Genomic DNA, 17,130 nt, shown 5'->3' on the forward strand with positions numbered 1-17,130 from the left:
ATCACCGTATTGGTTAAACTGGATATAAAATCAATTTACCAGGTGGTGACCAAAAGTAAACCTTCTCACCATCAGCTCAGCTTGCGATGATAGGCTGCCGCCAAGTTGTCATACAGTGCGCGGGATGCCGTCACTGCCATGAAGCGCTCCAACTCATGACCGCGATAGGATTCCTGCATCACAGGTCCATACTGTTATTTCAAGGCCTGCTCTTGGCTGAAACGCACGGCAGCTTTTTTATTGTTCGGAGACGCGCCAAGAAGACAGTACTTCGCAACTCTGCGCATGTTTCTTTTCGAGTATATACCAATACAAAAACTATGGGTTCTATATAGCCCGACACCCTAAAACGAAAAACCCCGTGTGTGAACTGATCACGCACGGGGTTTTTCTCTACTTAAAGCTGCGGTATTACATCGAAGGCCCTGACGGTTTACGGCCAGCGTTCGCCAATTGATCCCAAGCATCTTCAGACGATATCTGAGGCTTTTTATCTCCGCTTATCTCACTAGCGCGGACATCATCAATCGCCTTTTTCAGTGGCGAGGGCTCGATACCAAACGCTTCAAGCTCAGCGCGACAATGCGGATCCTGATCGTAGAATTCGGCCAAGTGTGCATTCATCTCGCCCGCCGACAGCACTGAAACCTGATCCTGCAACAAGGCCTCCCCGTGCAAAGACGCACTGGCATCGTATATGGCCTGCTGAATCTCAACAGGTTCGTCGACGACGCTCTTAAGCACTTCTTCGAATGCCAGTGACAACGGCAGAACTTTCGATGCCTGCTCCGGACGGATCACCTTCATCATGCGGCCTCCTCGACTGCCTTCAGAAACACCTTGCCACGACCGGCGGTACTGACACGATCTACACGCCAAAGCTTACCATCAATCTTAACACCGCGGCCTTTGACAAGGCGGAAGTTCAGCATCGCGGCGCAGTACGCCGGCATGTTACGAATCGTTGACACACCTGAGGCGTTCTGTGCAAATTCAATCTTCAGGTCAGGATCCACTTCACGCATGCGCACGATGTAATGTGCCGCTTCGGATTCGATCACCTGCGTTGCATCCAGATAGACCCACTGCGGAGACATGCGCGTGTCAGGGCTGCTGATGCTGTTTTGGAAGCCATAACGAAGTATGTCGTCGTGGCTTGCACGCAACCAACGACCACCCATCTGGTCTTCATAGACTGAAATCTTCGTTACATTGGACATAATTTAGTCCTTCTTCTCAATTAGACACCTGTGAATCCTCGGCGAGGAAGTCTTAACCTTTAAGGGTTTAGTGACACTGTTTCTAACTCCTGGTTCAGACTTCACGCCGGTATTGCTAACTTTGTTGCATTAATACATCTCTGATTCAATTATCACACACGAATTGATTTACGTCCATAAATAGTAGGCTCTAATAAAAATCGTCGCTATTCGGACTCGTATTCCTTCAAACACGGTCACCTGTAACACAGTATTCATCAACCCAGTGGGCTACGCTATACCAAATGCCTCTTAATACCGTGCAGCCGCAATACTCATTTCGGACGTGGACGAAGGGGCTAACGGGTCAAACGAACTGACCACCTCCTCCTCGTCATACGACGGCTCACATTTGCCGCCAGCGCCCATGTTCACCGCTTTCCATTGCGCTATGCTGGTAACCGCGCTGCTGTTGCGGAGCTCCTGCTGGAAGGCTTCAGCCGCTTCAGCCAGCGCATCACTCATGAACTGCTGTCGTGTTTTAAGTTCTATCAATTCTGCCTCATGCTCAAAAGGTGTGTTTGCCTTTGTCTCCAGCTCATGCAAGGCCGCTTTGGAGCGTTCAATTCGGTTTTGCAGACTGTTGATATTCACCGGCAAGTCCTCAATGAACTCTACTGCGTGATAGAGATAACGAGCCTCGTACTCTACCTGACCCTTGGGTTCCACTCGCACCTTCGCAGTCTCATGAATATCACCCGCTGTATCACGGTTAAACTCCCATTCAATCGGGAAACCAGCATAGCGAATGTCCATAGGGGCTATGTAGTGCGCGGTAAAGCGTGACATGGCGGCATTCGCCAACGAACGAATATATTTCTTCATGTCCGCTTCGTCACGATTGGCAACCGGTACGCCATTCACCGTCCACTTCGACATTTGCAGCGGCATGGTCTCTTCGATCGGCAGCGGGCTGCCCAGCTTGTCATGCGACGTCGTGCGTGGATTGACTGTCATCATGGAACTCTGGTGGCCGCTTTGCCATTCTGCACGGACATCCAACAAACCCTTGAGTTGGCCTAGCTTGGCTTCCAGTTTCGGAATTGAGTCTTTGTACTCGGCAATCTCACGACGGTTTCGTAATTCAACAGCCGAATGCTCGCGCGCCTGGGCAGATAGCATATCGACCTTCTGGTCGATTTCGATCTTCTCCTTGATCATCGTGTTGCCAGTGGTCACCGCCATAATTGCTTCATAGCTGGCACCATCCTCATCTTCCTTGTACTCACGCACTGAACGATCGTTACTCATAATGGAGCGCACCATTTTGCGCTTAAAGTTCATGAGGTTCCACACGAACAGGTCAAACGAGTCTTCGGTGGTATAGGTCAGAATCTCAGCCTCGGAATTGATATTGCCCTGGCGTTCAATACGACCCTCTCGCTGCTCAACATCACTCGGCCTCATATTGCTCGGCGCATCCAGGTGATGCAGCGCACACAGGCGCTCTTGCATATTGGTACCGGTACCCATTTTTTCGCTAGAACCGATAATGACCCGGATTTCACCACTGTTCACTTTCGCAAACAGCGCCTCACGCTGCTCATCCGTCTTCGCATCATGTGCATACGCAATGTGCTCAGGCGCGATGCCACCGTAGACCAAAGAGCCTCCGGCAATCAACTTTTGGCGAATGTCGTCATACAAATTATAACCCGAGCCGCCCGGGGTGCCCTGGTCGCAAAAAATAGCCTGTGCACCTTTGAAATCTTCCGTTCGCCAATAGCGTTCAATGACCTCATCCACCATCAGATTCAACTTCGTCCCCTGGAAGTCCGGCAACTCGGGGTCCAATAGGCGCATATCCAGCGCAGCCTTGCGACCGTCCCATGCCAGTTTCAGGAAATTGTCATCACTGCGATCCACACTGCCAGAACGAATCTTTTCCGCACGCTCGGCAATTTCGAGCTTAAACACTTCCTGCACCTCGGTTGGCTTGGCGACCACGATCGTGCGTTTGATGTCAGGGCGCTCAATGCCCAGATCATCCGCAAATCGCACATCCATGAACTGGTTCATCAACCCCATCAGTTCGGGAATATTGACGATGGTGTAGCGGTTACGCACTCGGTACTGGCCATCCACACCAATCTCAGGGGTGGTGTAACGCTGAATGAAGTTTGAGAAAAAGCGGTCAGGGTGTACCGATGAGCCCGTGCCCATCAACTCGGCCATCTGCTCATTCATCATGTAGCGCATCAGGGTATACGACTCAGCAAAGCTGTTGCTGATAGGTGTGCCTGAAGACTTGATGATGTTCATTTCACGGCCATGAATGCGCGTTAACCAACGCACTTTGGAAAGCGCGTCCATTGAACGCTTGCTGCCCTGCTTATTGAACTCATCAAAGCGAGAATTGACATCCAGGTTCTTCAGCAGATGTGATTCATCAAAACACAGCGCATCAGGCATAACGTCATCAAAATAGAAGGCGTCATCCTTTTTGGTATCATCCAGCAGGGAGGCTATACGTGAATCCAGCCGTTTTTTGGCCTTCTCCATTTGTTTACGGGAAAAGGACCTGTCGGTCATGGTGCTCAACGCATCCTCAAGCTCATCCCGCTGATCCATCAAAAACAGTCGTTCTTCATCAGGCGACAGCGGAATGGAGGCAAAGGCCTCGTAGCTCATGATCGCGATATCGAAGTCACTGGCCGCTACGCGGGACAGGAATTGGCGGCGGTTTTTGGCCGTCATGGATTTAGCATCCATCACTAAAACATCAGCGCCCGGGTAGAGGTCTCGCGCCGCCGTTTCGATCTGGCCAAGCGTGTTACGTTTTACCACCATGAAGGGCCGCTTGGCGCGTCCCAGGCGCCGCATCTCCATGAGGGAGGCGATCATGCTATAGGTCTTACCTGTACCAACTTCATGTGCAAATAACGTGTTATCAGCAATCAAGGAACGCCACACAGCGTTTTTCTGGTGGGGCCGGAGTTCGATCAACGGACTCATGCCCGGAAAGGTAAGATGGCTACCATCGGGCTCCATCGCACAGAAACAGTTGAAACGACGGTTATAATCGGCCAGCAGTCGATCCGCGCGCCCGGGGCTCTCCCATATCCACTGCTTAAAACGCTGCTCCATCGCCTGCTGCTTAGCCATGGCCGCCAGGGTGGCATCCTTATCAACCACGCGACGCTCACCACCTTCGTCTTGAATGGTGCGCATTACTTTAGGCACCTGGCTCATCAACGACTGCTCAATGAGCTTGTGCGCGGGAACGTCCTTAGTGCCCAGCTCCTTTTCTACACGATTGATGACAGAGGGGTGGTTTTTTGCTGCTCCAAGCTCAATTTTCCACGAGTTCACCAGCGGAACATACTGAATATCAATATCCGAACGTGATTGCCCGGTATCGGACAGCAACATCTCATAGATGAAGTCTTTGATATCTGATTCCGGTATCCACGGCGCCCCCATTTGAACCGTAATATCACTGGGGGTCAGGTCTCGTGGCTGAATCGCACGCAGTGCCTCTACGTTATCCGCATACAGGTGTGGGTCAGTCTGTGCAGCGGTTTCTGCCGCAACCAGCTTTTCACGGACATTGCCGGACAAGTAGATGTCACGTGGCAAATAGCGGTGTGTTTCTGGGTCCATAAACATGAACTGACGCAGCTCATCTTCAATCTCAGCCCAGTGCTCATCCGTATTCTCACGATCAAGAAGCCTCATAATGACCGTCCGGGAAATCTCACCGTAATAGGACATGGAGATCATCATGGCATCACGCGGGTTGTCCGCCGAGGTGGGCGGCGTGACAGGACTTAGAACGCGTTCTGAGAAGATACGCGCCTTTGTAAACGCACCGGTCTGCTCATCCTGATACTCAAGTGCCAGCAACAAACCTGACTGTGGATCTTGTGAAAAAAGCCGCCGGTTGCCTGGCGCGTTCAGGGCCCCGTGCTGGGCAATAAACGCATCATATCGGCGATTAAGGTTGTCACGTGCATCCAAATATCGCTGTGTATCGGATTCATTGCGGCTCTGTTCCTGCAGCACAAGTAAAGCCTGATCCCTCAGGAGAATCATGGACCGCAGCTTTACGGCCTGGGCGTCACTCAGATCAACAGGGACCATCGTGACTTCGTATTCTCCCGATTCCTCGTCACGTTCGACCGTCTCGATGATACACGGAACTTGATTGTCATCGAGCGCAAAGCCGCCCGGGCGGTATTTGCGCAGCTCCAGACTTGGAACCGTCTCTACATGACGTACCTTCTCATCCAGCGACTGATCATCATGCTGCCAGGGCTGGTACACACCGATCGGCAATGCCGAGACCCGCTCATTCAAGCGTGGCAGCAACTTTTCCATGTCAGCCAGCTTGGCGACCTCACGATATCCGCCGTACTGCGTTTTCGTGTAATCAAGCTCACCAATGACCGCCTCGACATTGGCTTCAAAATAGTTCGACAGCGTGTCCTTGGGTGAGCTTACCCAGAGCGGTAGCTTGCCATCACTTAACTCGGTTCGCGCCCTGGCCTCTTCCTCTGGAGTATAGCGCCGGAAGAAGAGGATATCAGTTTCAACCGTGGTATCCGCCATACGGCGGAACGCATTCTGGGGCAGTCGTACAGCACCCAGCAACTCGCCCCGTTTGGCCATGTGCTTACGAGCAGCCGTGCTTTTGCCATCCAGCGTGTAAGCGCTGGTAATGAGGGCACAAATGCCGTTCGGATGAACCGCATCGAGCGCGCGCAGCGTGAAATAGTTGTGGATGGAGAGGTTGTACTTGTTGTACTTCGGATCGTGAAGTTTGAAGTCACCAAACGGGACGTTGCCAATCACCAGATCAAAGGTTCCATCCGGAATATTGAAGGTCTCGAACGGGCGAACCTTGATATCCGCATCTGGATAAAGCGCACGCGCTATGCGCGCCGATACGGGATCGATATCGAGTGCCGTGAAACCCGTGTTGTCTTTAAGCGAAGCAGGTACAGTGCCAATAAAGTGACCAATACCCACCGCCGGCTCAAGTACGCGACCTCCTGTGAAGCCTAGTCGTTCAACACCCGCCCAAACAGTCTGTGCAATCTCTGGAGCCGTGTAATGGGCATTCAGCGTGGAGGCCGCAAAAGAATCCCATTCAGCCTTGGTGATCACGCCACTCTCAACCATCATATCGAGGGTGGCGCTCTCCTGCGCCCAATCCATCTTCTTGGTGAAGGCGCCGGCCAGACCACCCCACCCGACATACTTGGCCAGTACCGCCTTGTCCTCATCCGAGGCGGCCCGCTCGGTCATTTCGAGCGTATGCAGCAAATTGATGGCGGCGACATTATCTGCAAAGCGCTGACGAGGACTGAATGCAGCGCCGAAGTCAGTGCGCCCCTCGCCGGCAACCCAGGCATTCAGATCAAAATTACGCTGGTTACGCTTAGCTGCTACTGCGCGTCTTCCGCTTCGGTTACCTGAGCGATTAGTGCTGACAGATGTTGGCGCATCATCTCCATCGGATTGGGGAAGCTGTCCGAGGGATCCTCCTGCTGCTGGATCAGGTGATTCAGTATCTCCTCGCTGATCATGTCCGCCCAGGTTGCCTGCCGATACTGATCCATGAAGTCCTGACTCTTCGCCGGGTACAGATCCACCATCTGCTCGTTGATCTTGTCCTTCAGCTGGTGCAGCTCCTTCTGGCGCAATTGCAGTGTCCGCTGAAGCTGACGACTCTTGAGCAGGTAACTGTACTGGCTCGGATAATGTTCCTTCCACATCCGCATCAGGCGCCGTCCCAGCGTCATCTGAGCGCGATAGATCATGGCCTCCTCGGTCGTAAGCCCCATCGGGTTGTGAATGACCTTGAGTGTTGGCATTGATTTCATAATTGCCACCTTGCGTTATTTTATCGGGTTGTACTGTATCTGAATGTTGGACACTCCGCCCGTTTGAAGGTTCTGTGCGAGGTGCCGGCTTAGAAACCGGTACACGAATAATCACCTCACTTTCGGATCGCTCATCCAGATAAAAGCGCGGGAATGCCTCTTCAATCGCCAGTCGCGCCTCACGCGTCATCTCGTGATGCCAGACACCTGTATCGGATCGGCGGAACCCCGCCGCCTCAAGACGCTTCGAGATTGCATTGTGAACATCACCGACAATCATCAACCGGTGGCTGGTTTCCTCCTCACCCACCATCTCAACGATTTTTAACTGAATGCCGTATTTATCGAGATTGATCCACTGCATGTCGAAACACCCTGTACTCGTAAAGAAAAAGGGGCGGCCACGTCACCGCACCACCCCTCTTACTACCTGCGCAACGCAGGCACACCCTGTGGTTTAGCCGTTGGACGGCGACGCAGAGGCGCGCTGTTGTGCAGCGGCGAGCGCATCATTCAGCATCGCGTCCTCCGCATCAACTGCTGCAGCCGGGGCCGGATTCTGCGCCTGCTGCGGCGCTTGTGGGTTTCCCGACTGTTCAGCCTGAGCTCCATTGGCTGGCGACTGCTGATGTGCTTGATCATTTTTCGTCGCCTGTGAAACCCGGCTCTGGAACGGGCTCACAACTTCAAGGCCCATGCCTTCGGCAAGCGTCGGACGGATGCCTTCAGTATTGGCTATCAGTGTATGCAGATGCTCATTTTTGGCACTTGCAAAGGCTTTATTTGCCCAGAAATGCTCGGCACCTTCCAGCTGACCCTTGCCGTTGTATTTGCCAGTAGACAGCACCAACACGGCAGGCGCTGCACGCATCGCGAACTTTCCATCCGCACTGGAGCCAATCATCGGAGCAGGGGTGGGATTTTTCATATCGAAGTTCTGACTCGGCTGGTACGCCTGAGCCATCGCAACTTCCACACGTACCTCACCGAATTTCTGAGACCACTCATGGGTGTAATGTTCCATGAGTTCTTTCAGGTCTGCACCGGAAGGCGGAAGCTTGGTGACCTTATTCCAATCCACAACCATCGTGAATGCCAGAACTTCATTATTCGGATTCAGGCAGCGCAATGAGAATGCCGGCGTTGGCTCCACCGGAAACTTCGCATCTGGGTTTTGCTCACGCTCAGCACGCTGAGAGAGAATCTTTTCATTGTTGGCGTCAAGACGCTGTGCGAGCGCGTCAACCTTCGAGTTATCAAATGCCTGATCGTGCCACATGAACACACGGCCATACATCGTGCGCGCCTGACCTTCCGTGCTTGTAAAAGTCTTATTGATTACATACTCGATATTGCCCTTTTCATCATTGGTCTTGAAGCCTCGCATGGACATAATGCCAACCCGCAGCTTGGCTTCATCCACAGGCGCTTTGGTAATCCAGTCACACAACTGAGGCTTACCACTCTCGATGTCCTGGCCAAAGTCAATCATGCGCTCCAGGATTACCTTGTCGCCAACTTCAATATTGGCTGCCATACGCTTATCAATGATTGCACCGATGAATTTGGGCTTTTCTTCCATTTCAGCCTCGTTCGGCACCCACGCATCATTGCGAATTTTAACCAAGAACTCGCGCTGATCTTCTTTGACATGAGCGAAGCCTTTTTCGAGATCGAACCCCATGACCTCAACAACCGCATCACGGCGAACGCCACGCGGCCCATTGTTGCCGCCGTTTCGAGCAGCATTATTTCCAGCTTCAACAGTTTCCAGAATAGACATGATAAAAACCCTCTTTGTTTTCTCTTGTCCTGCCAAGCAGGCCTTATTTACACGTTGGACCAGTCAAGTATCGGGTCCGCCCGTGAGTTCGCGGCAGCCTGCCTAGCACCTGACGCTTCACCCATGGATTCTTCATTTTCAGGCTCAGCGGTGGGCTGAGCCTGTGTGCTTGCAGGGGCAATTTTTACCCCTTGCTCACTGTGTTCATCGTGAATAGCCTTCATACTCGGGGCCGGCGTGTACGTTTCAGCAGCGCCTACGTACCCCATCTCGGACGCATCAGGACTAAACACCATCTGGGTTTCGACCTGAACCCGCTGCATAGCCTCCAGCGCAGCATCACGGGCGATACAGTCAAGGGTCTCGTGCGCGTCCATTTGATATCCCTCATCCTGAGGGATGTCGTAAACAGGAATAATGGACTGCTCGATCAACCCGGCCTCTTTTGCTGCATGAAGGCTAACCCCAAGCTCTGATAAAAGAGTTATGGTCTTTTTGGGATCAAAACGACGCGCCTGGCCATGCTCAACCGCGACATCCAACTCCGACAAGCACACTTGTTTTGGAGCCACTAGGAACGTGTTTTCAACGGAACTAATTTCATCGATCCGATCAGCCACCTTTCGTGATTTCAGGAAAGCACTTAGTGCCTCCTCATGCACGACTGTATCCACCTCAAGTTTTAACAGCGAAAGTCCGAGCTCGTCAGGTGTATGGTCGAGCACATTGGGAACCGCCCGTATAACCGATGACAAGTCATCCGCAATCTTGTTTTTTTGAGCCGTTACGCGCGACTCCAGCAGGTGCACACCAAGATATTGCGCTTCGAGGTCCGCTACCTGAGCTTGAACCTCCTCGCCTACTGCAATCCATGCGGGACCATTGAGAACGGGCCGTGAAGGGATGCTTCCAGAGATGATTTTCGCCCATAATGCATCGCCACCAACATAAATCGCCTCAGTCAGCTCAGGCTGATGCGGAACTGCCAGGGGCAAAACACGATAGGCGGACCAATCGAAGTTTACCAGCAACATGCCATCGGTTTTCACTCCTGCATGGATGGATAATTCACGCAGATGATGTAACTGGCACACGAATTTAAAGGAAAACTCCTCACTGGCAGCTACCGGCGCATTACTCACGCACAAGTAAACGCGCTGATTTGGCATCTGTACAACCAATGGAGCGCATCCTCGCATCCACTCATGACCCGCTACTTTCCCTGATGCCACACCAATAATGGATGACAGATCTTCACGAACACAGCATTCCGTTTGCTTGATCAACAGATCAACTATGGATGTCTGCATTTGAACTGTTCGATGCTCATCTGGGTGCAGCACCCTTTTTGACCTCAGAAGCTTGGCTTCAACCAAGTCCGTAGGCGTCATTTGAGGATCAAAAAAACTCCCTCCATTGTTTTGAACATACTGCACAACGCAGGCAATGGATTCGTCATCCTGAATACCCTGCAAGCGAACATATTCCCGAAAGGTATCCTGAATCTCAACAGATGGGGAGTTTGCCGCGTCAAGCCAAGATAAAACATCATCCTCTTGAAGGTGAGACCCAAACGGCACAGCGGATGCGAAACCCTTTGTGTCACGCGCCTGGATCACAGAACTAAGTTCGGAAGACGTTAGCATTGTACTCACTCACTGTCCCCTACAGAGATCAATCTAGACAGGATATTTGGTTACACTAAATCAGTGTTACCGCAACATTGACATAGGTGGTGCATTTTGTCAAATCCTTGCTGGACAAACCCGCAAGACGTGCGGACATGGTACAATTCCACAAAAGGAAATTGTTTTTTAGAGGAACCCTATATGCGCACTCGCTCACTCCGTAAACAGATTCAACGTTTGACAGCCCTTGTTGGTTTCACAACCGCGCTTACAATCACACCCCACGCCAGTGCTCAAGGCAATCAAGCCGATATTCATACAATGGATAATCGCGCTCGAGCTATCCTTGCTGCCATGAAGGACAATCCACCCAAGATCATTCACAGTTTCGACGGTCCTGCTGGTATGCGTGGTCACGTTCTTCAGGGAAAGCCCTCGGAAGCCAAGATTCTGGTTTGGCAGACACCTGACGGTTATCACCTCATGATGGGAAACCTCTATGATCATGCTGGTCGAGATCTGACCGGCCTGGCCGCTGAACACCATGATGCCGAAAACCCTCTGGCCCTCGCTGTTAAAATGGCGCTCGATATCGACACGGCTATTCAATCAGCTGCCCAATCGTCACAGGGCAGCGAAGCCAGTGCAAATGCATCCAGCGAACAGGCTGATTACTACAGTGTAGGTGTTCCAGAAGTCGTTGATGAATTCAAACACGCCATTCTTGATTTACCATCAGGCAACCAGGTGCCCTGGCTGAGCTCCGATGAAAGCGATGCTGCCAAACATCACATGTACTTGTTTGTTGATCCCTTCTGTCCTTACTGCCACAAACTGCTCCAAGGTATCCGTGACGTCGATTTCAAAGGAGCTCAGATCCGTGTTCGGCTGATTCCTGTCAGCCTGCTGGGCGAGGCCAGTAATCATGCCGCTGCGCGTGCATTGGCAAACCGTGACACGCTCGAAGCCATTGCCATGCTTCAAGGCGAAAACGTCAACATCAAACAGGAAGCAACAGCCCTTCAATATGCCGCCATAGAAAAAAATCATGAGGTCATGGTTACAACTACGATGGAAGGCACTCCGACACTCCTTTTCGTTTTCAATGCTGGCAGTGATCAGGAAGCCGCCTCGGCGTTTATTGGTATGAACGCTGATGATATAAGCCGCACGTTCAGTGGTCTAGGCGTAGATCTGGAAACACAACCATAAGTAAACCTGAAGTGGATATCCCCAACTGGCAGAGGCACCACCACTTCATCAGGATCTGCTAATGGTGCCAATATCTGCACAAATATGGGCAGGCAAAGGCGCCGACATTAGTAATAGGCGAACCAAATCACACGGAGACCATCATGTCCATTATGCTCGACCGCTTCATTGAGTCCATGATCGATGAGGATGCAGACTCGCTATTCCTTATTGCAGGTGCACGTCCATTCTTTCGACGCAATACACAAACCATTGACCTGGCAATGGATCCTCTGACTGCAGGTGATATTGAGGGTTTAGTCGATACTTTTTCGTCACATGCCACCAAGCGCAATCAAGATGGTCGCATCAGCGAAATCGACTTTTCTCTCAGCCTGACAAGCCGCGGACGTTTCCGCATCAACGCCTACCGGCAACGCGGCAGTATGGCCGTTTCAATCCGCCGCATTCGTACCAACGTACACGACATTAATGAACTGGGCCTTCCACAAAACGTGCAGGATATGATCCTTGATGATGCCGGGCTGATTATCGTGGCTGGCCCGGGGTCCTGTGGCAAATCACACACCCTCGCATCCATGATTCAACACCGGAACAGGGAACGCGAAGGCTACATTCTGACCATTGAAAATCCTATTGAATACATTTTTAAGCACGATCGCAGTGTTATCGCACAACGTGAACTCCAAATTGACACAGAAACAGCCGAGGATGCCTTCGTCAGCGCTTACCGCCAATCGCCGGATATGGCCGTCATAGGTGAAATACGCGACGAACTAGCTATGCGACACACGCTTGGTTTTGCCGAATCTGGTAATCTCTGCCTGGCAACGATACGCGCAACAAATGCGGTTCAAGCCATTCGCCGCATGATTGCCTTTTTCCCGCCCGAGCAGCAAGACTATGCGCTGGATACGCTCGCCGTTAATCTACGTTGTATCGTGGCACAACGTATGCTGCCGGCACTAAAGGGTGGCAATGTGGCCGTACATGAAGTGCTCTATATTCACCCTGACATTCGGGAACACATTCGAACGCAGAACATACGTGCACTGGAAGATACATTTCGCAATCCTGAGGGTAAATACGCACAGATTTTCTGGGACAAAGTGCTGTGCGACCGTGTTGATAGCAGCATTATCAGCCTTGAAACCGCGATGCGCTACGCCCATGATTCTAAATGGGTTGGTGCTGAACTACAGCGTCGCAAGGACTTTAAACGCTTCTCTGAAAAGCAAATGCCTCCGGTTTAAGTCTTGTATATCGGGTTATATCCGATATAATCGAATATACAAGACTTGGGCACTACCTACAGGTCGTGCATACCGGAGAAACCAAATGATTGTAATGCGCCCTCTTTGTGACACCACGCTGGATACCGCCCAAAATGCTGGGCTTCCGGCATTCGTTAGCCGCCTGCTTGCACGGCGCATTCATGGCATAGCAACGGCTGATCAATTGCAGGCCTTATTGTCACCTAAGCTTTCAATGCTGGACTCCTATAAGGGTCTTCCGGATATCGACAGGGCCTCGCAGCGCATTACATCCGCCCTGAGCAGTAAGGAGATCATTGCTCTCGAAACGGATCATGATGTCGATGGGGTGAGCAGCCATGCCGTTCTCAAGTCAGCATTGTGCGATTACTTTGGACACCCTGAAAGCCACGTGATTAGCTTCATAGGCCACCGGTTGAAAGAAGGCTATGGTTTGTCCGACTCAGTAGCAGATCGCATCCTTGCGCATACCCCGCGTCCGTCGGTTGTGATCACGGCCGACAACGGCAGCTCGGACGAGCCCCGCATTGCACGCCTCAAAGCTGAAGGCATTCACGTTATCGTCAGTGACCACCATGACATGCCTGAGGAAGGTGCTCCTGCCTCCGTCTTTGCCTGTGTAAGCCCGAAAGCCAGTGGCTCCCAGTATCCTGACTCTGCAATTGCCGGCGTGATGGTCAGCTGGTTGCTGATGTGTGCAGTCCGCTCCCAGATGATTCAGGAAGGTCTGCTCAGTGAAAACGCGCCGAAGCTGTCCGGTCTTCTGGACTACGTCGCCGTGGGCACGGTAGCGGACTGTGTCAGTCTCGGTAGCAGTATCAACAATCGAGCAGTTGTAGCGGCAGGGCTCCAGATTATGAATACCCTGGAGCGGCCCTGTTGGAAAGCCATGCGTGAGGTACTGTGGGGCGACGGAGCATTTACTGCCACCGATATAGGCTTTGGCATAGGCCCACGCATCAATGCACGGGGTCGGCTTGATGAAGCCATGGCCGGTGTTCACTTCTTGCTTTCCTCTACATTCGAGGAGGCCATTGAACTGGCCGCCTTGCTCGAATCCGAAAACACTACACGCAAGACCATCGAAAAACGGCTTAAAGATGAAGCGATGGCGATTGCCACCAGTCAGGTCGCTCAAGGCCGCAACTCACTGGTGATCTGGCTCGAGAACGGCCATGCAGGTGTGCATGGCATTGTTGCCAGTCGTGTCGTAGAGGCGTTCGGCCGACCGGTCATCTGTCTCTCCCCCAAAGAGGGGCATCCCGACCTTATGAGTGGCAGTGCACGTGCAATCCCGGGCGTCCATGTTCGTGATGCGATGCAGTATGCCTACGACTGTGACAATTCCTATTTCGTTGCCTTTGGCGGCCATGAGGGCGCCGGTGGGTTGACCATCAAGCGCGAAGGACTTGAGCGGTTGATGGAAGATTATGAAGCAGCCGTAACAGAACAACTTGAGGATCGGCTTAAATCAGGTCCTCTCGAAGCTATGATCTGGACGGACGGGCCCGTTGATAGTACTGATCTGAACCTGGCATCACTGGAGCAGCTGCAGATACTGCAACCCTTCGGTCGTGAATTCGAAGAACCTGTGTTTGAGGGCGAATTCACACTCAGTCAGTGCAAGCCGGTGGGCAAGGAAGGCATTCATCTAAAGTTGGTACTGGTAAATGATGATCAGGTAAAGCTTCAGGGGATTTGGTTCAACGCATACAAACCGGATGTAGAACCTATGCCGGTTGAACAGGGGCAGCGCGTACGGGCCGTCTATTCCCTTGATCGTAATGAATTCAATGGTTCTGTATCTCTCCAAGCTGTCATAAAAACTGCAGAGGTGCTTCGGTAGATGGTGAGAACAACCGGGCTCAAGGGCTACAGTGATGTGCACTACACTCAACGACGTGTCGCTGAGTTAATCGTTCGGCATTTTGATCCGGCCCGGGTTATGTCTTGAACCCTTCGCCGGGAAGGGTGCATTCCTGGACGCCCTACCCAGTCCAAAACACTGGTGCGAGATACAACAAGGTCGCTGTTTCTTCGAGTACTCCCAAAAGGTAGATTGGATCATCACCAATCCACCCTTTTCCAATCTGACCGACGTGTTCGCACACGCCTTTCAACTTGCCGATCAGTGCGTGTTCTTAATCCCCGTATCAAAATACTTCAGCTCAGCCCCAAGGCTTGCACTGGCGCGTGAATACGGCGGGCTTGAGGAGATGTTGATGCTGGGCACCGGGCGTTCAATCGGGTTTGATATTGGATTCCCGTTCGCTGCAATGACGTTTACCCGCGACTATGCGGGTGATATTCGAATTTCATATCCTGAGAATCAAGATAGACTTTTGGCTGATTAAAACGCCTCACATCCACCTGGTTTGATCTCATTCATGTCTTTAAGGCCGTACTTGGCCGCTACCTTTCGATATCGAGCAACATAGTGGCATGCGTTAACCTATTGGGCAACCTGGTATGAATTCTCGGAGCTACTGAAAACTAACAGGGAGTTCAGTGGAACTATAAGACAAGCATTTGATGCTACTTTCGGCCCACTGCCGCAGTACCAAAGAATCGAGAATACAGATGGTACTGTAACAATGATGCGAATGCCGCCGCGATTGCAAGTCTTAGCAGGTGGTAAATAGAAATTTGCAACATAGCCTAACGCCTCAGCTTAAAGCCTTGTAGCAGCTGTAGCTGCACCGCTAGGCCTCGGCCAACGGGGGCTCCAGATCAGGGTAGAAGCGGCCGGCATCCAGCTTCGCCCTCTGGCAAGTCGCGCTTGCTTGAAGCCGAGATAGAGTCCAAACGAGTTACACATGAAAAACGCTTGCCAGTGCTGCATACGGATGTCCTTAAAAAGAAGGTGACTGAGATGCGGCTTGACCCGCGGCCAGCATATCGTCACACACCGGCTCAACAATTCGAGTGTTCTCAAACCGTGAACGCTTGTCGGCCAACCATGCTTCATTCTTGGCTGAAAACGGGCGTAGTGGCTCATAGTGCCACTGATTACCGTCCACGGTGATCGCAAGATCCGCGGCGATGATTAACGACACATCAACTTCATCGGTTGTGAGTACTTCGATCGTATCAGCCAAGCCTCGCTCTGCCAGGTACAGTTGGGCAAACTGTACCGCCAACTCAACGCCCCCGTCTGTATCAATGGGGTGTTCTTGCCAGTCAAAATCGGGTGCCAGTTCTATTGTGGCATCGATACGCAATGCATTAGCCACATGCTGTAAGCATTGCAACTGCTTGATAATAAAATTTGAATGAGGCGGCACCGGTGCTGACATCTCTGCATCACACCAGTCAGTAAGATCCAAATGTATACCCGCCTGCTGTACCGAAGCTTCAACTTCAGCAGGCGATACCCAGACACCTTTTTCCAGCTGGGAGAGCACTTTGTTCAGCGCTGTTGGATTGGCGTCCGGATCCCGCTTCTGGATGTGCGAAGCCATCTCCTCAAAGTAAAGCATTGTGCCAACGGCTGAGGCAACCCCCTTCTCAAATTGCTGTCTGTCCCGATACGGTGTTGTTTTAGGAAGGGTTAGCAGGGCACGGTATCCGCCTTGATGTTCAACAGCAACGTACTGATGCTCATAATCGCGAACCGTGAAAATTTGTCCGCCAATCGGTTTAACAATTGCTACAGGAATCCTCATTTCATCTTGTTTAACTGTTTGAGACTGGCCATAAAATCCGTGACCTTTGGTCAGCACCGTGACCTTGGCTCGGCCATCTGACTGGGATTCAAACCGCGCATCGTGCACTCCACCCAACCCAGATGGAATAATCACGCGATCGCCCGGCTGCAAATTCTCTTTGGCCACTTCCGGTGTAATGATCTTCATGTTGGACTCCTGCCTAGTAATTAAAGCGGTACGTAGCGCAAAAACTGCGACCTAATAAATGCATTTTGGGCGCCACAGACGTGTTGCCAAATTCGCTCACGGTCTGCATGGCGTGCGTAGACAGCGAACCACACGCATTGCATGGGTGTACCCTTTGAAAGCACGATTTTTTGTGCGGTCTGAGTGTCCTGTGGGTTACGAACGACATACTCCAACAAGGAACGTAAATCCAATTCCGCACTGATGGCCTGCCACTCCAAGGGTCGCAGGGGGACATCATCAATAAGACTGT

General features: G+C 51.9%; 11 protein-coding genes. 4 read left to right on the top strand and 7 right to left on the bottom strand.

What is annotated here, in order from left to right; genetic code table 11:
- Positions 1-411: 411 nt before the first annotated feature.
- From ACAM29_RS19485 to ACAM29_RS19510, 6 genes are all read right to left on the bottom strand, one after another.
- Complete coding sequence (locus ACAM29_RS19485; protein WP_369625236.1) at positions 412-810, bottom strand: hypothetical protein; 399 nt, start codon at positions 808-810, stop codon at positions 412-414.
- On the bottom strand, positions 807-1,220 hold the full coding sequence (locus ACAM29_RS19490; RefSeq protein WP_369625237.1) for a hypothetical protein: 414 nt from the start codon (positions 1,218-1,220) through the stop codon (positions 807-809). Before ACAM29_RS19490 ends, ACAM29_RS19485 begins: the two co-directional genes overlap by 4 nt.
- 291 nt (positions 1,221-1,511) lie before the next feature.
- Entirely contained in the window at positions 1,512-6,509 is a 4,998-nt protein-coding gene (locus tag ACAM29_RS19495) for an SNF2-related protein (RefSeq protein WP_369625238.1), read from the bottom strand.
- Between the two features lie 140 nt (positions 6,510-6,649).
- Positions 6,650-7,087, bottom strand: a complete 438-nt coding sequence (locus tag ACAM29_RS19500; protein WP_369625239.1) for a hypothetical protein — start codon at positions 7,085-7,087, stop codon at positions 6,650-6,652.
- A 457-nt stretch (positions 7,088-7,544) separates the two neighbouring features.
- Complete coding sequence (locus ACAM29_RS19505; protein WP_369625240.1) at positions 7,545-8,870, bottom strand: hypothetical protein; 1,326 nt, start codon at positions 8,868-8,870, stop codon at positions 7,545-7,547.
- Between the two features lie 47 nt (positions 8,871-8,917).
- On the bottom strand, positions 8,918-10,516 hold the full coding sequence (locus ACAM29_RS19510; protein ID WP_369625241.1) for a hypothetical protein: 1,599 nt from the start codon (positions 10,514-10,516) through the stop codon (positions 8,918-8,920).
- A gap of 183 nt (positions 10,517-10,699) precedes the next feature.
- On the opposite strand from ACAM29_RS19510, the gene ACAM29_RS19515 reads away from it, so the two are divergent.
- The 4 genes from ACAM29_RS19515 to ACAM29_RS19530 all read left to right on the top strand — a co-directional run bounded on the left by ACAM29_RS19515 (position 10,700) and on the right by ACAM29_RS19530 (position 15,338).
- Positions 10,700-11,710 carry a thioredoxin fold domain-containing protein gene (locus tag ACAM29_RS19515; protein WP_369625242.1) on the top strand — a complete coding sequence of 337 codons (1,011 nt, stop codon included), beginning with the start codon at positions 10,700-10,702 and terminating at the stop codon, positions 11,708-11,710.
- A 143-nt stretch (positions 11,711-11,853) separates the two neighbouring features.
- Positions 11,854-12,963: an ATPase, T2SS/T4P/T4SS family gene (locus ACAM29_RS19520; RefSeq protein WP_369625243.1), complete on the top strand. Its 1,110-nt coding sequence runs from the start codon at positions 11,854-11,856 to the stop codon at positions 12,961-12,963.
- An 85-nt stretch (positions 12,964-13,048) separates the two neighbouring features.
- Positions 13,049-14,830, top strand: a complete 1,782-nt coding sequence (locus ACAM29_RS19525; protein ID WP_369625244.1) for a DHH family phosphoesterase — start codon at positions 13,049-13,051, stop codon at positions 14,828-14,830.
- Between the two features lie 253 nt (positions 14,831-15,083).
- Entirely contained in the window at positions 15,084-15,338 is a 255-nt protein-coding gene (locus tag ACAM29_RS19530) for a hypothetical protein (RefSeq protein WP_369625245.1), read from the top strand.
- 498 nt (positions 15,339-15,836) lie between these two features.
- Here ACAM29_RS19530 and ACAM29_RS19535 read toward each other — a convergent pair whose 3' ends face one another.
- A complete protein-coding gene (locus ACAM29_RS19535) occupies positions 15,837-16,838 on the bottom strand; it encodes a hypothetical protein (protein WP_369625246.1) in 1,002 nt (333 codons plus the stop codon).
- Between the last annotated feature and the right edge of the window lie 292 nt (positions 16,839-17,130).

The sequence above is a fragment of the Marinobacterium sp. BA1 genome (assembly GCF_041155135.1).
Classification (GTDB): Bacteria; Pseudomonadota; Gammaproteobacteria; order Pseudomonadales; family Balneatricaceae; genus Marinobacterium; species Marinobacterium iners.